Source organism: Variovorax gracilis (genome assembly GCF_030317115.1).
Classification (GTDB): Bacteria; Pseudomonadota; Gammaproteobacteria; order Burkholderiales; family Burkholderiaceae_C; genus Variovorax; species Variovorax gracilis.
On sequence record NZ_JASZYF010000007.1, the window covers coordinates 239,498 to 258,287 of the forward strand.

At 63.1% G+C, this 18,790-nt stretch carries 17 protein-coding genes and 2 pseudogenes; 12 read left to right on the plus strand and 7 right to left on the minus strand.

The genetic code is table 11. From position 1 onward, the window contains the following. Window positions 1-19 precede the first annotated feature (19 nt). The 11 genes and pseudogenes from QTH97_RS16490 (at window position 20) to QTH97_RS36985 (ending at window position 12,119) form a co-directional block, all read left to right on the plus strand. Window positions 20-400 (plus strand): carboxymuconolactone decarboxylase family protein, encoded by a 381-nt coding sequence (locus QTH97_RS16490; protein WP_286569398.1) that lies wholly within the window; start codon window positions 20-22, stop codon window positions 398-400. 47 nt (window positions 401-447) lie between these two features. After that, window positions 448-1,503 carry a beta-keto acid cleavage family enzyme gene (locus tag QTH97_RS16495; protein ID WP_286569399.1) on the plus strand — a complete coding sequence of 352 codons (1,056 nt, stop codon included), beginning with the start codon at window positions 448-450 and terminating at the stop codon, window positions 1,501-1,503. Window positions 1,504-1,549: 46 nt separating this feature from the next. Continuing rightward, window positions 1,550-2,863, plus strand: coding sequence for an MFS transporter (locus QTH97_RS16500; RefSeq protein ID WP_286569400.1), 1,314 nt, complete (start codon window positions 1,550-1,552; stop codon window positions 2,861-2,863). Window positions 2,864-2,923: 60 nt separating this feature from the next. Continuing rightward, the gene (locus tag QTH97_RS16505) at window positions 2,924-3,400 is read left to right on the plus strand and encodes a MaoC family dehydratase (protein ID WP_286569401.1); all 477 of its coding nucleotides are present in this window, start codon (window positions 2,924-2,926) and stop codon (window positions 3,398-3,400) included. Between the two features lie 73 nt (window positions 3,401-3,473). After that, window positions 3,474-4,223, plus strand: coding sequence for an electron transfer flavoprotein subunit beta/FixA family protein (locus tag QTH97_RS16510; protein WP_286569402.1), 750 nt, complete (start codon window positions 3,474-3,476; stop codon window positions 4,221-4,223). Between the two features lie 2 nt (window positions 4,224-4,225). Then, window positions 4,226-5,164: an electron transfer flavoprotein subunit alpha/FixB family protein gene (locus QTH97_RS16515; RefSeq protein WP_286569403.1), complete on the plus strand. Its 939-nt coding sequence runs from the start codon at window positions 4,226-4,228 to the stop codon at window positions 5,162-5,164. Window positions 5,165-5,191: 27 nt separating this feature from the next. Then, complete coding sequence (locus QTH97_RS16520) at window positions 5,192-6,982, plus strand: acyl-CoA dehydrogenase (RefSeq protein WP_286569404.1); 1,791 nt, start codon at window positions 5,192-5,194, stop codon at window positions 6,980-6,982. Between the two features lie 195 nt (window positions 6,983-7,177). Then, window positions 7,178-8,304 (plus strand): annotated as a pseudogene (locus tag QTH97_RS16530) (MFS transporter). A 775-nt stretch (window positions 8,305-9,079) separates the two neighbouring features. Then, window positions 9,080-10,675 (plus strand): acetolactate synthase large subunit, encoded by a 1,596-nt coding sequence (locus tag QTH97_RS16535; protein WP_286569407.1) that lies wholly within the window; start codon window positions 9,080-9,082, stop codon window positions 10,673-10,675. A gap of 97 nt (window positions 10,676-10,772) precedes the next feature. Beyond that, window positions 10,773-11,168 (plus strand): aldehyde dehydrogenase family protein, encoded by a 396-nt coding sequence (locus QTH97_RS16540; RefSeq protein ID WP_286569408.1) that lies wholly within the window; start codon window positions 10,773-10,775, stop codon window positions 11,166-11,168. A gap of 4 nt (window positions 11,169-11,172) precedes the next feature. Next, window positions 11,173-12,119: pseudogene (locus tag QTH97_RS36985) on the plus strand (aldehyde dehydrogenase family protein). Between the two features lie 701 nt (window positions 12,120-12,820). Here the strand turns inward: QTH97_RS36985 and QTH97_RS16550 are convergent. From QTH97_RS16550 to QTH97_RS16575, 7 genes are all read right to left on the minus strand, one after another. After that, window positions 12,821-14,503 (minus strand): C1 family peptidase, encoded by a 1,683-nt coding sequence (locus tag QTH97_RS16550; protein WP_286569410.1) that lies wholly within the window; start codon window positions 14,501-14,503, stop codon window positions 12,821-12,823. A 3-nt stretch (window positions 14,504-14,506) separates the two neighbouring features. After that, window positions 14,507-14,854, minus strand: coding sequence for a hypothetical protein (locus QTH97_RS16555; protein ID WP_286569411.1), 348 nt, complete (start codon window positions 14,852-14,854; stop codon window positions 14,507-14,509). Between the two features lie 261 nt (window positions 14,855-15,115). Then, the gene (locus QTH97_RS16560; protein WP_286569412.1) at window positions 15,116-15,838 is read right to left on the minus strand and encodes a hypothetical protein; all 723 of its coding nucleotides are present in this window, start codon (window positions 15,836-15,838) and stop codon (window positions 15,116-15,118) included. Window positions 15,839-15,858: 20 nt separating this feature from the next. Further along, window positions 15,859-15,990 carry a hypothetical protein gene (locus QTH97_RS16565; RefSeq protein WP_286569414.1) on the minus strand — a complete coding sequence of 44 codons (132 nt, stop codon included), beginning with the start codon at window positions 15,988-15,990 and terminating at the stop codon, window positions 15,859-15,861. A 2-nt stretch (window positions 15,991-15,992) separates the two neighbouring features. After that, window positions 15,993-16,253: a SpvB/TcaC N-terminal domain-containing protein gene (locus QTH97_RS36990; RefSeq protein ID WP_353655636.1), complete on the minus strand. Its 261-nt coding sequence runs from the start codon at window positions 16,251-16,253 to the stop codon at window positions 15,993-15,995. A gap of 404 nt (window positions 16,254-16,657) precedes the next feature. Continuing rightward, on the minus strand, window positions 16,658-17,278 hold the full coding sequence (locus tag QTH97_RS16570; protein WP_286569416.1) for a tyrosine-type recombinase/integrase: 621 nt from the start codon (window positions 17,276-17,278) through the stop codon (window positions 16,658-16,660). Between the two features lie 256 nt (window positions 17,279-17,534). Next, window positions 17,535-18,002 carry a hypothetical protein gene (locus QTH97_RS16575; protein WP_286569418.1) on the minus strand — a complete coding sequence of 156 codons (468 nt, stop codon included), beginning with the start codon at window positions 18,000-18,002 and terminating at the stop codon, window positions 17,535-17,537. 445 nt (window positions 18,003-18,447) lie between these two features. Here QTH97_RS16575 and QTH97_RS16585 point away from each other — a divergent pair, with 445 nt between their 5' ends. Continuing rightward, window positions 18,448-18,633: an oxidoreductase-like domain-containing protein gene (locus QTH97_RS16585; RefSeq protein WP_286569419.1), complete on the plus strand. Its 186-nt coding sequence runs from the start codon at window positions 18,448-18,450 to the stop codon at window positions 18,631-18,633. The last annotated feature ends 157 nt before the right edge of the window (window positions 18,634-18,790 follow it).

Here is an 18,790-nt window from a genome sequence, read left to right on the forward strand (position 1 = left end):
CTCAAGGAGACATGACCCGATGGATCGAAACAACGCACCAACACCCACACCGGTTTGCGACCGCCTGCGCGAGAGCGGCAACTGGAACCCCAACTGGGAACCCTTTGCCGAACTCGACCCGGCCTGGACCGAGAAGTTCATGGCGATGGGCATCACGCCCATGGTCTCGGGCGTGCTCGATGCAAAGACCATCGAGTTCATCTCCATCGCCGTTGACGCCTCGTGCACCCACATGTACGGGCCGGGCGTGCGCCGCCACATCCGCAAGGCTCTGGCCCTCGGCGCCACGAAGGAAGAGATCACCGCCGTGCTGCAGTGCGTGAGCGTGCTGGGCATCCACACCATGAGCCTCGCCGCGCCCATCCTGCTGGACGAACTGGCGTCCGTATCCACGCGCTGACCGGCCGCCTCCAGCACTTCATTTTCTGAACCCCAAGGACCCACATCATGCAATTCTTCGACGACTCCCTCCTGCCCGAAAACCAGCAGCCCCTGGTCATTCAGGTCGCGCCCTACGGCCCCCAGTGGGATGCCAGCGACTCCGACGACATCGCCGTGTCGATGGACGCCCAGGTCCAGAAGGCGGTCGATTGCTGGAACGCCGGTGCCACCGTGCTGCACGTGCACGTGCGCGAAGAAGACGGCAAGGGCAGCAAGCGCCTGTCCAAGTTCAACGAGATGCTGGCGCGTCTGCGCGAAGCGGTGCCCAAGATGATCCTGCAGGTGGGCGGCTCGATCTCCTTCGCCCCCGAGGACGACGGCCAGGCCGCCAAGTGGATGACGGACGACACGCGCCACATGCTGGCCGAGCTGAACCCGCGCCCCGACCAGGTGACGATCGCGATCAACACCAGCCAGATGAATGTGATGGAGCTGATGACCGAGGCCGACGTGGCGGGCACGTCGCTCGCCAATCCGGCCCTGCAAGCGGCATACCGCGACATGATCGTGCCCTCCAACCCCTCCTGGCACGAGGAGCACCTGCGCCGCCTGGTGGCCAACGGCATCCAGCCGCACTTCATGCTCGCCCATCTCAGTCAACTCGAGACGGTGGAGCGACTCATTCGGCGCGGCGTGTACATGGGCCCGCTGATCCTGAACTACGTGGCGATCGGTGGCGGTGCCGCCGGCGTCAATCCGGCCGACATGATGGAGTTCGTGCGCCGCACGCCCGACGGCGCGACGCTGACGATCGAGACGCTGAACCGCAACGTGATCCCGCTCAACACGATGGCGATTGCGATGGGCATGCATGTGCGCGTGGGCATCGAGGACACGCTGTTCGGGCCGACCGGCGAGCGCATGACTTCGGTGCAGCAGATCGAGGCCATGGTGGCCATCGCGCGGGTTCTGAACCGTGACATCGCCAGCGGCGACGACGCGCGCAGCATCTACCGGATCGGCGAGACCTACCGCAGCACGGAAGAGACGCTGGCGCGGATCGGATTCGCACCGAACCGCGCGCAGGGCCAGCGCGGCGTACCGATGCGCGTGGCCGCCTGAGGCCTGGTCTCGTCCAGGAAGTGACAAGAAACAAGAGACAACCGCCATGAACCCCTCCCTGTCAGCCGCCGCGGCCTCCGTACCTTCACACGATCCAGGCCGCTTATCGCGCGTCTATGCGTGGGCGGTCTTTGCGCTCACCTTCGGGCTGATGCTGTCTGACTACCTGTCGCGACAGGTCATCGGCGCCGTGATTCCGGTCCTCAAGCTCGAGTGGGGGCTGCTGGACTCGCAACTCGGGATGCTGGTGAGCGTGGTCGCGCTCGTCGTTGGCCTGTTGACGGTGCCGATCTCGCTGATCGCCGATCGTTGGGGACGGGTCAAGAGCATCACGGTGATGGCCTTCGTGTGGTGCCTGGCGACCATCGCCTGCGGCCTAGCGCAAAGCTACGGACAGTTGCTCGTGGCTCGAGCTTTCGTGGGCGTGGGTGAGGCGGCCTACGGCGCGGCCGGTGCCGCGTTGCTGGCACATGTATTTCCCGCACGGCAGCGTGCGGCAGTTCTGGGCGCTTTCCTGTCGGCCAGCTTGTTCGGCTCGGTGCTCGGCGTGGTCCTCGGCGGCGCAGTCGCTGCGCAATCGGGCTGGCGCATGGCCTTCTTCGTCGTCGGCGCGCCAGGACTGGTATTGGCCCTGATCTATCCATTTGTCGTGCGTGACTACAAGACGGTCGAATTTGCTCCCCAGGGCAAGGGCAATGCCGCCACGGCGCGATTGAGCCTCGCCCGGATGGCGCGCGAGGTGTTCGCCGCCCGCTCCGGCAACTTCGCTTATCTCGCAAGCGGCCTTCAGATGGCGATGCCGGCGATGCTGATCGCCTGGCTGCCCACCTATTTCATCCGCTTTTACGGAATGGACGTCAAGAAGGCTGCCTTGATGGCTGGCGTGGCAGTTCTGGCAGCAGGCGTCGGCATGATCTTCGGCGGCGGCATGGCGGACCGCTTGAGCGCCCGGCATCCCAGGCGCCGCGCCCTGGTACCGGCTGTCTATTCTGTGCTCACGGCAGTGACCCTGATCGCTGGGTTTGCGTTACCGCCCGGTCCGCTGGGACTGGGCCTGATCTTCCTCGGCGCCCTGTTTGCGGCTGCACAGGGCGGGTGCTCCACGGCCCTCGCATGCGATGTCACTCACCCCGGGGTGCGTGCGACGGTCACTGCGACGATGACGCTGGCCAACAACCTGCTCGGCCTCGCTCCGGGCCCGATCATCGTTGGCATGCTCTCGGACACATTTGGGCTGAAGGTTGCGCTGACGCTGACACCGGTCCTGGCGCTCGCGGCGGCTGTCTTCTTTGTGCTGGCCTCGCGCAGCTACGAACGGGACACGGGGCGCCATCTCATCGACGGCGCTCAACCCGCCTGAGCGCACCTTTGCGCGCACAAGTTCATCGAACCCATTTCCATTTTCTTGCCGGAGCCTCCATTGGCCTATCCAACAAACTACTGTGTCGACACCTTGCATGACCACCTCGGTCATGATTTCGGCTGTTCGACTTCCACGCTGCTCGACCAGAGCCGCATCAACCACTTCGCCGAGTGCACCGGCGATGACCAGTGGATCCACGTCGATGTCGAACGTGCCCGCTTGCAGACGCCGTTCGCCAGCACGATCGCACACGGGCTTCTCTTGCTGTCGCTTGTTCCCACGGCGCAGTTCGAGTTGGGCGTGTACCCGCACGACGCCACTAACGTCCTGAACTATGGATTCGACAAGGTGCGCTTTCTCGCACCGGTGCCAGCAGGCTCGCGCGTTGTGGTCCAGGTGGAGCTGGCCGAAGTGGAGGCCAAGGGCCCTGGCCGCACGTTGGTGCGCTGCCGCAACACGGCCTTCATCGAAGGAGCACAGGAGCGCCCGGTCATGGTGGCTGAATCGATGGGCATGGTGCTCATGGATGCCTGACAAAGATCGGTTGCCGGCTCGTTCGCTAAGCACGGGCTGTCGACTTGTTATGAAAATAGATGGAGATAAAGCAATGAAAGTTCTCGTAGCTGTCAAGCGTGTCGTTGACTACAACGTCAAGGTGCGCGTCAAGTCCGATGGTTCTGGCGTGGACATCGCCAATGTGAAGATGAGCATGAACCCCTTCGACGAGATCGCCGTCGAAGAGGCCGTGCGTTTGAAGGAGAAAGGCGTTGTGACCGAAGTCGTCGCCGTGTCCTGCGGCGATGCGAAGTGCCAGGAGACCCTGCGCACGGCCATGGCCATCGGTGCCGATCGCGGCATCCTGGTCGAGACCACTGAAGAGCTCCAGCCGCTGGCCGTCGCCAAGCTGCTGAAGGCGCTGGTCGACAAGGAACAGCCCCAACTGATCATCCTCGGCAAGCAGGCGATCGACGACGACGCCAACCAGACCGGCCAGATGCTGGCTGCGCTGGGCGACCTGCCGCAAGCGACGTTTGCCTCCACGGTCGAAGTCTCGGGCGACAAGGTCAATGTGACCCGTGAAGTGGACGGCGGCCTGGAGACCATCTCCCTGTCGTTGCCCGCAGTCATCACCACCGACCTGCGCCTGAACGAGCCGCGCTACGTGACCTTGCCCAACATCATGAAGGCCAAGAAGAAGCAGCTCGACACCGTCAAGCCCGAGGACCTCGGCGTGGACGTCAAGTCGCGCCTGAAGACCCTGAAGGTCTCCGAGCCCCCGAAGCGCGGCGCCGGCATCAAGGTGCCCGACGTGGCCACCCTCGTCGAGAAGCTGAAGAACGAAGCCAAGGTGATCTGATCATGACCGTACTTGTTATTGCCGAACACGACCACGCCACGCTCAAGCCGGCGACCCTGAACACCGTGACCGCGGGCATTGCCTGCGCGAGCGGCGATGTCCACGTGCTGGTGGCCGGCGCGAACGCCGCCGAAGCCGGCAAGGCGGCCGCCCAGGTCGCAGGCGTTGCCAAGGTGATCGTGGCCGACAGCCCGAGCCTGGCCGAGAACCTCGCGGAGAACGTCGCAGCACAGGTGCTGGCGATCGCCAGGAACTACAGCCACATCCTGTTCCCGGCCACGGCCAACGGCAAGAACGTCGCGCCGCGCGTGGCCGCCTTGCTCGACGTCGCCCAGATCAGCGACATCACCAAGGTCGACAGCCCGGACACCTTCGAGCGCCCCATCTATGCGGGCAATGCCATTGCCATCGTGCAGAGCAGCGATGCGATCAAGGTCGCGACGGTGCGCACGACCGGCTTCGATGCCGCAGCGGCGACGGGCAGCAGCGCAGCAGTGGAAGCCGTCGACGGCGTGGCCGACAGCGGCAAATCGAGCTTTGTGGGCCGTGAAGTCACCAAGAGCGAGCGCCCCGAACTGACCGCAGCCAAGATCATCGTCAGCGGTGGCCGGGCGCTGGGCAGCGCCGAGAAGTTCACCGAAGTGATGGCGCCGCTTGCGGACAAGCTCAACGCAGGCCTGGGCGCCAGCCGCGCTGCAGTGGACGCGGGCTACGCCCCGAACGACTGGCAAGTGGGCCAGACGGGCAAGATCGTCGCTCCTCAGCTCTACATCGCCGCTGGCATCTCGGGCGCGATCCAGCATCTGGCCGGCATGAAGGACTCCAAGGTGATCGTGGCGATCAACAAGGACGAAGAAGCACCGATCTTCAGCGTGGCCGACTACGGCCTCGTGGCTGACCTGTTCACGGCCGTGCCGGAACTGATCAAGGCTCTGGACTGACCCAGTATCGAATTCAAGGAAATCCCCATGAGCTATCAAGCCCCCATCAAGGACATGCTGTTCTGCATGACCGAACTTGCCGGACTCAACGAGGTGGCCACGCTGCCTGGCTTCGAGGAGGCTGGCGCCGACACCGCGCAGGCAGTGCTCGAAGAATGCGCGCGCTTCAACGAAGGCGTGATCGCACCGCTCAACGCGGAGGGCGACAGGAACCCCTCCACCTGGAAAGACGGTGTCGTGACCACGACGCCCGGCTTCAAGGACGCTTATCGCCAATATGCCGAAGGCGGATGGCAGGGCCTGCAGCACCCTGCCGACTTCGGCGGCCAGGGACTGCCGAAGACGATAGGCGCGGCCTGCATCGAGATCAACAACAGCGCCAACCTGAGCTTCGCGCTGTGTCCGCTGCTCACCGATGGCGCGATCGAGGCGCTGCTGATCGCCGCCTCCGACGAACTGCGCCAGACCTATCTGCCGCGCATGGTCTCAGGCGAATGGACCGGCACGATGAACCTGACCGAGCCGCAAGCCGGCAGCGACCTCTCGCTGGTGCGCAGCCGTGCAGTACCGCAACCCGACGGAACCTACAAGGTCTTCGGCACCAAGATCTTCATCACCTACGGTGAGCACGACATGGCCGAGAACATCGTGCATCTTGTGCTCGCACGTGTCACCGGCGCGCCCGAGGGTGTCAAGGGCATTAGCCTGTTCGTGGTGCCGAAGTTCATGGTTGGCAGCGACGGAGGCCTGGGTTCCCGGAATGACGTGCACTGCGTCAGCATCGAACACAAGCTGGGCATCAAGGCCAGCCCCACCGCCGTCCTGCAGTTCGGCGATCACGGAGGCGCCGTGGGCTACCTCGTCGGCCAGGAGAACCGCGGACTGGAGTACATGTTCATCATGATGAATGCCGCGCGCTACGCGGTGGGCGTGCAGGGCATCGCAGTGGCTGAACGCGCTTACCAGAAGGCTGTCGCGTACGCGAAGGATCGCGTACAGGGCCGACCGGCCGACGGCTCGCTGCCGGGCGCCGGTGCGATCATCCATCACCCCGACGTGCGCCGCATGCTGCTGACGATGCGCGCGCTGACCGAAGGCTGTCGCGCGATGGCACTCACCGCCGCGTCGGCATACGACACCGCGCACGCGCATCCCGACGCGCAAGTCCGCGAGCGTGCTCAGGCCTTCTACGAATTCCTGGTGCCGCTGGTCAAGGGCTACAGCACCGAAGCGAGCGTGGAAGTGGCCAGCCTCGGCGTGCAGGTGCATGGCGGCATGGGCTTCATCGAGGAGACTGGAGCGGCGCAGTACCTGCGTGATGCCAGGATCCTCACGATCTACGAAGGCACGACCGCGATCCAGGCCAACGATCTCGTGGGCCGCAAGACGGCGCGCGACGGCGGTGCCTTCGCGCAAGCCATCGCCAGCGAGATCGAGGCGACGGAGACGGCACTGGTCCGTTGCGACAACGAGGAGGCGCATGCGGTGGCAGCCCGTCTGGCTGCGGCGCGCCATGCCTTTCTCGAAGTGGTCGACTTCGTCGTCATCCGCGGAAAGACGGACCCCAACGCGGTCTACGCCGGTTCAGTGCCCTATCTGATGCTGGCCGGCAATCTCGTGGCGGGCTGGCAGCTCGGCCGCGCGCTGATGGTGGCGGAGCGCAAGCGGGCCGACGGCGAGGATGCCGAGTTCATGCGACAGAAGATTGCATTGGCACGCTTCTACGCGGACCACCTGCTGACGCGCGTGCACGGCTTGCGCGACAGCATCGTGGACGGCGCGTACTCGATCAATGAATTCCTGCCGGAAGCGTTCTGACGACGAGAGCAGCCGCGCGAAGCAGGTCGTTCTTGATCGATCACTGAATCTTTGCTGAAAAACACCATGACGACCGCCAGCACGACGCTAGACCACGCTCCCTCACCGGCCACCCCCATCAAGGCCGCTCACATGCTGCTATTGCTGGGGTTCATGGGTGTGCTTACATCCCTGTGGAACGACATGCTGATTCCCATGTTGCCTGCTCTGCAGAAGGATCTGGGTGCGTCCCCACCGCAAGCGCAGCAGGTGCTGTCCCTGTCATTGTCGGCCAGCGCCTTCATGGCTCTGTGGCACGGGGTGCTGGCCGATGCGTTGGGCCGCCGAGTGGTGTTGCTCGCCTCGCTTGGGGTACTCACCGTGACTTCCCTCGCATGCTTGCTGGCGACTCGCATCGAACACTTGTGGGCGCTGCGCAAGTGCAGGGATTGGCGGCGGGCTCGGGTCTGATCCTCGGGCGCGCCATCATCCGCGATCTGTACAGCGGCGAAGCCGCACAGAAGATGATCGCCCGCACCAGCTTGATCCAGACCGCGGGCCCCATAGATCTGCCGGTATTGGCGGGCTGGCTGACCGTATTCTGGGGGTGGCGCGCGGTGTTCGCCTTTCTTGGTGCGGTCGGCGCGCTGATGCTGATCGTGTATGCGCGCAAGTTGCCGGAGTCGTTGCCGCCGGAGCGCCGTCAGCCCCTCAATGCCCGCAACATCCTGTCCGGCTACCGTGCCGTGTTTGGTTCGGCGCAGTTCATGCGCGTGTCGCTTGCGCATGGGCTCAATTGGGTCGCCATGTTCGTCTATGTGGCAGGCGCCGCGCAGTTCCTCGTGACGCTTCTTGGCCGTTCGGTGACGGAGATGTACCTGGTCTTCGGGCCGATCATGGTGGCGATGAGTCTGGGCTTTGCGACTCTGCCACGATGGCTGGAGCGCTTTCGCATGCGGGGCGCGATACGTATCAGCTATAGCTTTTTCTTGCTGGCCATCCTATTGAACCTAGGGCTGGCAAGTGCGGTCCCTCCAGGCTTGGCGCACTTGCTTCCCCTCGCGGTGGGGTCGTATGCCATCGGCATGTCCATGCCGCTACTCCTGGGCCATGCACTGCAGCCCGTGGGCAACAACGCGGGCCTGGCCGCATCCACCCAGATGTTCATTCAGTTCGCCCTCATGGCACTGGGTTCGGGCCTGATCGCGCCACTGCTGTGGGACTCGCTACTGCATTTAGCGCTGGGCAATGCGGCGCTGATTGTGTCTGGAGCCTTCTTCCTGCTGTGGCAAGGCCACGCCGAGCGCAAAGCCCTGAGTCAAAGTGCGACCGGCCCGGCCTAGCGCCTGGGCACGACGACTTACAAGTGGGGATCAGGGAAAAAGCAACTCGTGGCGAGCACCGATTCGCCGGCCGTGTCGACGATGCGCCGCCATGTTCGGCGACGCGCTCGCGAAAGACTTAGCGTGCCGCATCGAACTCGTCCAACATGGCAAGCTCATCTTGTACCATCCGACGCGAATACCCCCACGCGTCACCGCAGAGGATCGCCCGCCCGTATGCGCAGCAGCCTCGTAGTCCTCGTGTGGGGCCCTGTGCGGCGCGCGCCGCCCGTCCGGCCGCGCCTAGCGGTCACCGACGCCGCGCCGAACCGCTCGCCACGACGGCAGTATCGGGCGCGGATCCGGCAGCCACTGCCCTACATCGGCGGCTCGCGCGACCCCGGAAGATGAAACGGCATTGAGTGACCGCTTTATGCCAGCGAATTCGTCGCCTCGGTTGACCGGATTGGGGCCCGGAATTGCCGTCCAAAGGCCGAAGGGGAAATGCCGTTCTGCAGCGTTTGCCGCCCTTCGCGTCGCAGCGACCTGCGACTCAGGTCGGCCAACAGCCGTCCTTCGTAGCGGACCGCTTTCAGAGCACAAATCGATCGACCAAGACCCCCGCTGCTGTGCCGATCAACTCGGGCCGCCACGAAGCCAATCGCGCTGCCAAAGGTGATCCAGCAAAGCTGCCTCTGAACATGCGCCCGTACACCGTCCGGGGGGCTCGAAAAATAACCTCTGACAAAACACAAACCCCAGAGTAGATTGAACGGTGAGCGAAAGGATGGTCGTTATGAATGGCGCACAAGCATTGTTCAAAGCACTCATCGATGCGGGGCTCGACACCTGTTTCGCCAATCCCGGCACCTCCGAGATGCAGCTCGTCTACGAGATCGGGTTGACCCCGGGCGTCCGCGCCGTTCTCTGCCTGCAGGAGAACACGGTCACCGGCGCCGCCGACGGATACGCGCGCATGGCGGGCAAACCCGCCTTTACGCTGTTGCATGTGGGCAGTGGTTTTGCCAACGGCATGGCGAATCTCCACAACGCGGGCCGGGCCAACACGCCCATCGTCAACATCGTGGGCGCCAACGCGAGCTACCACCAGCCCAATTACCCCGAGCATGAACTGATCAACGGCAGGATCGTCGACCTCGCGCGCGTCGTTTCGCATTGGGCGCACGAAGCCAAGTCCGCCAGCGACCTGGCCGTCCTCGGTGCGCTGGCCGCGCGTTATTCCCGGATCGGTGCCGGGAAGATCTGCACGTTGATCGCGCCGACCAACTGCCACTGGGATCCTGCCGTCGCTCCACCGGTAGTTGCCGGAGCGATGGAGACACCGAAAGTCTCGCCAGAGGCCATCCAGGAAGTCGCGGCGCTGCTGGCCAACGGGAAGAGAACGGGGATCGTGTTGGGGAGCCACGCGATGTATGGCGAAGGGCTGGAACTGGCGGGGCGCATCGCCGCGAAAACAGGGGCCGTCCTGCTCGGCGAGACCTTTCCGTCCCGCTTCGCCCGGGGAGAAGGCCGCGTGCGGGTCGAGCTGATCGAGTACATGCTCGAGATGGCCGTCAAGGTCCTTGCGCCGTATGAGCAACTCCTCCTCGTGGGTGCGCTGCCCCCTGTTTCCACGTTCGCCTATGAAGGCCAGCCGCTCACGAAAGTGCCGGACGGCTGCCAGTTGGCCACGCTGGCGACCGTCGAACACGACCTGCAGGCTGCGCTCGGCGATCTCGCCAATGCGGTCGGCGCGCCATCCGCGGCGGTGACGCGCCAGTCGCGTTCAACAGCTCCCGCTCCGACGGGCGCACTGACGCCGAGCGCCATCGGAAAGAGCCTCTGCGCGTTGCTCCCCGAGAACGCGATCCTCGTGGACGAAGGGGCCACGATGTCATCGCCGATCTTTCATGCCACCGAAGGGGCACGCGCGCACGACTACCTGCATGCGGTGTGCGGTGGCGCCATCGGCGGCGGACTCCCCCTGGCCTTGGGCGCCGCGGTGGCGTGCCCGGATCGCAAGACGGTGGTCTTCCAAGGCGACGGCTGCGGGATGTACACAGTCCAAGCGCTCTGGTCGATGGCGAGGGAGCAGGCCAATGTCATCGTCGTCCTACTCAGGAACGACGCGTATGCGATCCTGGAAGTGGAACTCGCGCGGGTTCGCGAAGGCGACGCTAACGAAAGGATGGAATCAATGATGCATCTGAGCGATCCGACGCTCGACTGGATCAAGATCGCCGAGGGCCAGGGCGTTGCGGCCAGCCGCGCGACGACCGCGGAGGAATTCCACGCGCAGCTCGAGGCAGCGCTGGGCAGCAAGGGGCCGCGACTGATCGAGGCCCAGGTCGCTCAGGACATCAAGCCAGCTATCGATCTCGTCCGAAAGTAGGACGTATGAACGTCCAGCAAGTACCAAGCACTGATTTCGGAAAGTTGGTGGCGCGGCATCGCGCCTACTTTCTGACTGGCAAGACGCGCCCGGTCGAGTGGCGCGAGGCGCAGTTGACGGCGCTAGCGGCAATGATCATCGACAACGCCAAGGATTTCCACGCGGCCTTGTGGACGACCTGCGACGCAACTGGATCGAGGCGGACCTCATCGATGTTGCAACCGTCGCGCACGAAGCCGATTACGCGCGCCAGCAACTCAAGACCTGGATGCGCCCGGTCGTGACAGACGTCCCGCAGATGATGCATCCCGGCGAAGTAGGTGTGCGGTTCGATCCGCTCGGCGTCGGCATGATCATCGGGGCGTGGAACTACCCCTTCTTCCTGACACTGTCGCCGCTCATCGGGGCGATTGCGGGCGGGAACGCGGCAGTGATCAAGCCCTCGGAGGATCGCGCCCGCCTGTGCCGACGTTCTCGCGAAGCTGTTCCCTAGGTACATGGACAAAGATGCATTTTCGGTGGTGCTCGGCGCAGTGCCCGAGACTACCGCTCTGCTGGAGCAGAAGTGGGATCACATCTTCTACACCGGCGGACCGGCGGTCGGAAAGATCGTCATGGCCGCCGCGGCGAAGCACCTCACGCCGGTCGTGCTGGAGCTGGGCGGCAAGTGTCCAACGATCGTCCACTCCTCGGCGAATCTCGCCGTGGCCGCCAATCGAATCGCCCAAGGCCGGTGGCTGAACGCCGGACAGACCTGCACCGGCGTCGACCACGTCCTGGTCTTCAAGGACGTCAAGGAGCAGTTCTTGAGTCTCCTGAAGGACAGCGTCATCCAGTTCTACGGCAAGGACCCGAGCCGAAGCCCTGACTACGGCCGGATGGTCAGCGAACGCCATCACGCCAGAATTGTCGGACTGCTCAAAAGCGGAGAGGTCTTTCTCGGCGGGCAGCATGACTCGAAGGATCGGTACGTTGCCCCGACGATCCTGGTGAACACGCCGCTTGACTCTCCGGTCATGCAGGAGGAGATCTTCGGCCGATCCTGCCTGTGCTGGAAGTAGGTAGCGTTGAGGAGGTCATCAACTACGTGAACGCCCGGCCCAAACCTCTGGGGCTTTACGTGTTTGCAGAGGATCTTGAAGTCGCTGAACGCATCCTCGGCGCGACCGAGTCGGGGGACGCCGGAATCAACGATTGCACGATCCACCCGCTGGTGCCGGAACTGCCATTCGGCGGCGTCGGCAACTCCGGCATGGGCAAGTATCACGGCGATGGGGCTTCCGTGCGTATACGAACGCCCGCGGCGTTCTCTACCGCGGCACGGCCGAGGACCCAGGCGTCCGGTACCCGCCATACCCTTCCAAGCCAGGGACGTAGGGCCGCTAGCCAGCGCCGGGTTTCATTCGCAAGTCTATCTGGCCGTTGCCAGACATCGAGAAAGTGAAGAGGCGTTGCAGCCCATGCACGACAGCGCGGCTGCGTGTGTTACGTTTTTCTTGGTTGTAGGCGCGGGTGGACGTGCGGGATGCTTCAGCTTCATGCTCGTTGGACGACCGCTTCTCGCCGTTGAACTTCGACTGCGCAAGGTCGGCTCAGGGCCCTTCCCTACCTGTTGTCGGCGCTAGTCGTACGGCAGGTGCGCAGCGAGTGCGGTCAGCGAGGCATCACCAGCCGAACGACCGCTTGTCTCTGAAGCGGTCATAGGCTTCGCGCAGCCCAACGACCGTAACGGGCCCGGAATTGCCGTCCAAAGGCCGAAGGGGAAATGCCGTTCTGCAGCGTTTGCGGACCTACAGCCAGTCGCCATAAGAAGTCCGGTCACTGGCGCTGTCCGGACGTCCACGAGGAGCCTGCAGGCTGATCGATCAACGATGTTACAGGCAGTCCGGGGAGGACCGCTCTCGCTGCACTGCCGGCTTTGCCAGGACGGCCTCTTACGCCGGCACCGCGCCCAAAGCCGACTTGCGAGTTGAGAGATTCGTTGCCTTAAAGCCGTCGCTCGAGCATGCCCGAGCACCGGCGTTTCGGACCTCAGAGCGGCGCTTGGCACAGTGGTGCAAGCCGCCGAGCAGGCCGGTATTGAGTGTTGCGCATGCCCACCTAGCCGATGAAGAGCCAGGCAAGCCCGGCCTATCGCGTCCACTGCTACGGCAAAATTGGGCCAGCAGTCCAGTTGACCCCTACGCGGACATACGCTTGGTACTCTCCGTCGGTGCGTTGCACATAGACTTCTAAGTTCGAGCTGCTGCCTTGGAGCGCGCCAATCACCCGTCTGACATCAGTTCCAAATACGGTGACCCGATTCCAAGTCGGGAAAGGCCGCCACTTTGACGGGGCCGGTAGGAACCAGTGCTCGATCTGATTTCCGACTTCGACAAACAGTTGCAGCGGGCCGGCTTCGAGTTCATTGCCATTCGCATTCAGCGTCTCAATCATGCACGGCCCGGTGTATCGACCAAGCCCGAACGCGGCTATTTGGCTCCAAGAGCCGCCAGGCGCCAACTGCGCGAAATGGAACAACTGGTTTGCGGCAGCGCAAACATAGTGCAGCTCTCCTGTCTCCTGCTCCAACTCGCTGGTCAAGTTGCGACGGCTCGACACGAGGGCCGGTCCGCTCGCCGTGCCAGCCAAGGTAAGCGTGGCGCGCTTGTACCAAGTGCCTGGCGGGTTCGTCCAAGGAGAGCCGTTGTGTTTAGTCCAATGCTCAACAACGCCCGTCCGCGTCATCACCACAACCTCGAAATCTCCGGGCGCGCCGCGATTTCCCTGAACGAAACCGGGAATTCCTTGCGGTTGCAACGGCCCGAAGAGCGTCGCATCAAACCACATCTTGGATGCTTGGTCGTAGTAGATGTGGCGAAGGTTTCCTAGGCTGGAGCGGTACACGAGTTCGTAGTTCCGATTGAAGGAACTCTGGATGGCAGCAGGGCAATCCAGAGCATCCGGACCGAACCCTCGCCACTCGTCAGTGGAGCGAACCACTCCGCCGACGCTCCAAGGTCCAGCTCCGCTCTCCTGCCAGTCATGAACGATGCTCATGCCGCGCTGCAGGAACAGTTCACTATTCTGGTGAGCGGCTCCGTTCCCGCTTTCGATGATCACGCCATTGCGCTGGCGTCGTTTCGTCCACGGATCCGGGTTCGTGTTTCTGACTCCCCACCACTGCGTGTTCTCAAGCCACCCTTCGCCATAGGCGACCTGAACAAACCCAGCGTCGCCCCATCCGCTTCCCCACGAATTCTTGATGATCCAACACTTGTCTGTGTCATCGAAGCCGACCACCAGCATCGCATGAACTCCGCCGTTGCCCCCCGTCACGGTGGAGAAGATCCCAGATGCCGGGGCTCCCGTGAAGTCCGTTGGCAGCGTGCACATGAAAGCCATTGGACCCACCAGATTGAGCCACTTTTTCTTGTCCGACACGAGGCCCGAGCCGATCACGGTGTGGGCACCCACGTCGATCCGGACCGTCCGACCTGCGCGGTCCGGGGTTGGCGACAGCGGCATGGCCGTCATCGCAGCACCGTGCGGCTTGGCTGTGTAGAGAATGGCAGCCTCGCTCCAAGCCAAGCAATCAGGGTCGGCCACACCGAAGCGCTCGGCCGCGATAGACGCTTCGCCGGGATTCCCAAAGTCCCACCCCTGCTTGCCGGTAGCACGTCCTAGATCGCTCTCCGAACGACGACACCAGACGCCGTGCTCTATGCGCACCATGGACTCGTACAGCGCCGCCATCGAAAAAGCCCAGCAATTGACCGTACCTCCTTGGTTGCGAACACTCGCAACCCAGTTGGCGTTGAAACGGTTGCGCCAGTCGACGACAGCCATGCCTCAGCCTCCCTCGTCCGGAGCGCGTGTAGGCGCGGACTTTGCTCGTGATGACGGCTTACGCCGCGCGTCGTTTGTTTTCTCGTCCAAGGGCAGCAGCCCCTCGTCTTGCCAGACCGCGCGCAGCTCCGGGTTCAAGGGTGGTGTCGCATGCTTTAAAACCTCGTCCACGCCGCCCTTGCCTAGAACCCTACTTGCCGGTTCATACTTTCCGTCGCCGCCGGTGGTGTATACGGGAAGCCGCTCGTCATTCGACTTGGCCGGATCCGGTCGCCATGGGTTTCCCGAGGCGGCGAGAAGCTTGCGGAGTTCGCCGTACGTCGTGGGTGCACTCTTGGCCTTCTTCGCCACGGATCACTCCTCAGACGCTGCCAAGATCGGCGTCAACGATATTTAGAGGACGATCGGACTTTGACACGTCAAGCGGCGCCGTGCAACCCTCTGACTAAGACGTTCGATCAAGGTCCGCTTCTGGTCGGCTACTTCGGCTTGGGGCACCGCACCGCGGCCAGCCGCCTCCGGCAGAATCCGGGCCCGCAGCGGCCATTGCGAGCGTCGAACTCGCCGCCTGCAAGCAGACGCCCAGCGCTCGTGATTGATGGAGGTGCCCCATCATCGAAGCCTACTGTCCAGATCGGTGGCGAGGCTCGTCCGAAGCATGCTTCCTGTTTGCTGAAGTACTGCGAATCTTTGTTCGTTGTTGAGATCGCTCCACGCTGCGGCGATCTGCCTGATTCCCGTTCTCCAGTTGCTTGCAAGTTGGGGCGCCTGGTTCTGCCAATCGTCGAACGCGCGCTCAGAGAAGTAGTCCAGTACGCCACTCGCTTGGAGCTGGCCCGTCTGTTTCAGTACGTCTCTAAGCACGACCACTGGATCGTCCTCGACGACACCAGCCCTGTCTACGCTCCAATCCTCAGGAAACTCGGCAGTGATACGGAGGAGGTCTTGAAGTGCGAAGTAGAAGTCGCGTGCTTGTGGGGTGAGCAGCAGCCCTCCGCTCGCCGAGAAGTACCAGTTGCTTAGCTCTGATGAGAGCGCGCGGATAGTTGCTTTGTTTACGGCCGTTTCGTCATAGATTGCAAGGGGTCGAAGCTTTCCCCAGAGCGTTCCGTAGCTCTGGTACCGAAGTTCCTGCCGTTCCACACCCCTTGCCTTCTGAAGTTCTCTCGCGAGTTCCATCGGCCACTGGAGCTGCTCGATAGTGGCCTTCGCCGCCTCTTCCGCGGCAGTCTTGACGGCCGAGCTTGTCGCTTCCTTCACTAGGTACAGTGCGTACCCGCCGGCACCAACAAGTCCAAGCGTGAGCAGATTTAGTATGGTGTTCCATTCGACCATCGCGGCCTCCTCTCTTTCACTTACGCCCCACTCCGGGTGACGCCGATCCAGAGGTCACCGAGATCCTTGTCATCAAAGAAGAGCTTGAGGTCGACCACAGGTGCCGCTGGCAGCGCCATGCTCGTGAACTTTCCGATCAGCACGTTCCCCATGGTCACGTCCTTCGTGAGTCGTACGAGAGCGAGAGCTTCGGCCCGAACACAGCGCGGCCGGGGCTCGTCGGGATCGGCACCGTCATCGAGCCGGGGCCGGTCACTGGGTTTGCGGCGAACTTCTCGCCCTTCCCCCGTATGGCGCCGCCGCCTTTGGGCAGAGTCAGTGAAGGAGCCGACACGGCAATTGCCGTCTCATCATTGACAGGCCTGGGCGGCCTGTCGAATTGGGCACTGCGCGTGATGGCATGGCTGTGAGTCATGACATAGTTCCCCCAAGTCAGAATTCTTCAATCATGCTCCTGGGCCGAGGACCGCCAGCCATTGGTAGGCGACACGTCGCGTATGGTCCGCGCGAAGGCGGCCACGTTGAGGCGAGGACCCCCATGCGGGAGTAGAGCACGCACTAGAATCTCGCCGCATCCCTCACTTGTATGAGACGCGGATCCGGCGCCAGCTCCGCCGAAAGCAGACCGCCATGGATGACTCTTTGTGGCCGTCCGCCGAAGGCCAGCGATGCAACTCAAACGTCGGCAACGGTTGGGCACAGAGCAGCCAACACCGCGCCGCCACGCTTGTGCCTGAAGTCGAATTCCTGTGGACCAGATCAAGCGGCGGGTCAGCGCCCGCAAGCGGCGCTTCGTACGCCGCCTGCCGTCACCACGCATTAAACGTCGATCTGTTCAGCAATCTCCAAAGCATCGTCGACCTCAATGCCGAGGTATCTGACAGTGCTTTCCAACTTGCTGTGGCCCAGCAAAATCTGGACCGCCCGCAGGTTCTTCGTCTTCTTGTAGATGAGGGAAGCCTTGGAGCGCCGCATCGAGTGCGTACCGTACTCCACGGTATCCAGGCCGATGTCTTCCACCCATCTATGAAGGATTCTCGCGTACTGGCGCGTGCCGAGATGTGCGGCCCCAGTGACCCGGCTCGGGAAGAGGAAATCGTCGGAGCGCAAATGGTTGCGCTGAATCCAGGCTTCGACGCTTTCGCGAGTCGTCTGCGTGATCTCGAACTGGACGGGTCGCTGCGTCTTGCTCTGCGTGACCATGGCACGGCTGGCAACCCGGTCACCATGGCAGATGTCCCGAACGCGCAGTCCAACTAGGTCGCAGCCCCGCAGCTTGCTGTCAAAGCCCAGATTGAACAGCGCCAGGTCGCGCACGCGCTTGTTCATCTGCAAGTGAGTGCGGATGGCCCAGATTTCCTTTGCTTTCAACGGTGCCTTCTGCCCGATTAGCTTTCCCTTGTTCCACGGGCAATGGCTCGAACGAGCTTGTGCTTGCATGATGCGCTCCTTCATTGACGGACGGCGTTGGCCGTCCCTCCGTCGTGGCCGCGGCCACCCACGACTGCACGCTGGAGCCTTCTCTCAGTTCAATCGTAGACCGGTGCGCGCAAATGAGCGGCCTGCAGCGTCAGCGGTAGTTGGGGAACGGATCGCCATACGGCAGCTTCGCGCCCCCGAGCCGTCAGGCGCATGATGCGGAGCAAGGTGACCGAACGACTCAAGCCCCGCTTCACGTCTCCACCCAGCCGACGCCCTACCGATATGTTTGCAATACCCCCGTCAAGATGGCGATCCAAATTGCTGCAAACGTGAAGCTGCCGAAGTAGCTCGCAATCGGTGGGCTATTCGAGAATGCTTCAAGCCTGTGGAACGTGCGTGCCAAAACAACTTGCTCGACCTCTTGCCCCCGCGCGTTGTTTAGCTTCCGGAGCCTCCAAATTTCGAATGCAACGTACACCGAGGTACACGCAGTCGCAATACCTACCAGTGCGATCGTGACCCTGACCGGGCCCGGATATTTGATCGTTGCGGCAGCGGTCTCTGTGAAGGTCGCGCCCAGGATCGTGAACAGCAGTGTGTTAACGGCGAAGTACGCCCCGTAGCTGATCCACACGATCTGCATCAGAAGATGAAAGCTTGTTATCAGTTGTTGGTGCTCGAGACGAGCATCAACGATCCGTTGTTCCTGGTGCTTTGCATTGTCAATCACTGTAATCTGCATTGACGTACCTCGATCGAATTGGTTGAACGAACGCGCAATCTCGGCGCCCTCTGGAACGCGGGCGCTAGCGAGCAATATCTCCTGATCGGCGTTGAAGGTTCAACCCCAAACTTGCTTACGCAGCCGGATTTCGAGGACTGCTGCGGCAACGGGTGCGAGCCCTGCATCTTCGACCTGCACGACCTCGCCATGGACCGCTCGCATGGGGCCATCCCGAGGCGGCACCGGCAGCGAATGCTCGGCCGCCTGGTCTGTGGGCACCGATCGGCTCGGCCACCCTGCCCGGCTCGCAGCGAAAGCAGACCGGCGGACTTGTGCGATCAAACGTCCGGTCCCTGACGCTATCCTGCCGGGCAGGACCCGCATCCTAGTGGTCACTCGGCAAGTCAAGATGCTCGACTAGACTGACCACGGTAGCCCATCCCGCAGCACGAATTCTCCAACCATGACGCCGTCTGCCGTGTCCGACCCACAGCCGCAGCCTCCCCCGCAGCCGGATTTCGAAGACTGCTGCGGCAACGGGTGCGAGCCCTGCATCTTCGACCTGCACGACCTCGCCATGGACCGCTACCGACAGGCGCTGCGCGCGTGGCGCGAGCGCCATCCCGAGGCGGCGCCGGGCAGCGAATGATCGTCCGCCAAGTCTGATGTTGGCACCGAACGGCCAAGACAGCCAAGTCGCCCTGCCCGGCTCGCAGCGAAAACGGCCTTCCAGCTTGGCAACGTCGGACGACTGCAACTCGCGCTCTGCGGTCTTTCACAGCACCCCGTGACGTCGCCCCCTATCA

What these genes read in the sequence shown, in the direction of transcription:
- QTH97_RS16490 (WP_286569398.1), top strand. Translation starts at nt 20, where the DNA reads ATGGATCGAAACAACGCACCAACACCCACACCGGTTTGCGACCGCCTG.
- QTH97_RS16495 (WP_286569399.1), top strand. Translation starts at nt 448, where the DNA reads ATGCAATTCTTCGACGACTCCCTCCTGCCCGAAAACCAGCAGCCCCTG.
- QTH97_RS16500 (WP_286569400.1), top strand. Translation starts at nt 1,550, where the DNA reads ATGAACCCCTCCCTGTCAGCCGCCGCGGCCTCCGTACCTTCACACGAT.
- QTH97_RS16510 (WP_286569402.1), top strand. Translation starts at nt 3,474, where the DNA reads ATGAAAGTTCTCGTAGCTGTCAAGCGTGTCGTTGACTACAACGTCAAG.
- QTH97_RS16515 (WP_286569403.1), top strand. Translation starts at nt 4,226, where the DNA reads ATGACCGTACTTGTTATTGCCGAACACGACCACGCCACGCTCAAGCCG.
- QTH97_RS16520 (WP_286569404.1), top strand. Translation starts at nt 5,192, where the DNA reads ATGAGCTATCAAGCCCCCATCAAGGACATGCTGTTCTGCATGACCGAA.
- QTH97_RS16535 (WP_286569407.1), top strand. Translation starts at nt 9,080, where the DNA reads ATGAATGGCGCACAAGCATTGTTCAAAGCACTCATCGATGCGGGGCTC.
- QTH97_RS16550 (WP_286569410.1), bottom strand. Translation starts at nt 14,503, where the DNA reads ATGGCTGTCGTCGACTGGCGCAACCGTTTCAACGCCAACTGGGTTGCG.
- QTH97_RS16560 (WP_286569412.1), bottom strand. Translation starts at nt 15,838, where the DNA reads ATGGTCGAATGGAACACCATACTAAATCTGCTCACGCTTGGACTTGTT.
- QTH97_RS16565 (WP_286569414.1), bottom strand. Translation starts at nt 15,990, where the DNA reads ATGGGGAACGTGCTGATCGGAAAGTTCACGAGCATGGCGCTGCCAGCG.
- QTH97_RS36990 (WP_353655636.1), bottom strand. Translation starts at nt 16,253, where the DNA reads ATGACTCACAGCCATGCCATCACGCGCAGTGCCCAATTCGACAGGCCG.
- QTH97_RS16570 (WP_286569416.1), bottom strand. Translation starts at nt 17,278, where the DNA reads ATGCAAGCACAAGCTCGTTCGAGCCATTGCCCGTGGAACAAGGGAAAG.
- QTH97_RS16575 (WP_286569418.1), bottom strand. Translation starts at nt 18,002, where the DNA reads ATGCAGATTACAGTGATTGACAATGCAAAGCACCAGGAACAACGGATC.
- QTH97_RS16585 (WP_286569419.1), top strand. Translation starts at nt 18,448, where the DNA reads ATGACGCCGTCTGCCGTGTCCGACCCACAGCCGCAGCCTCCCCCGCAG.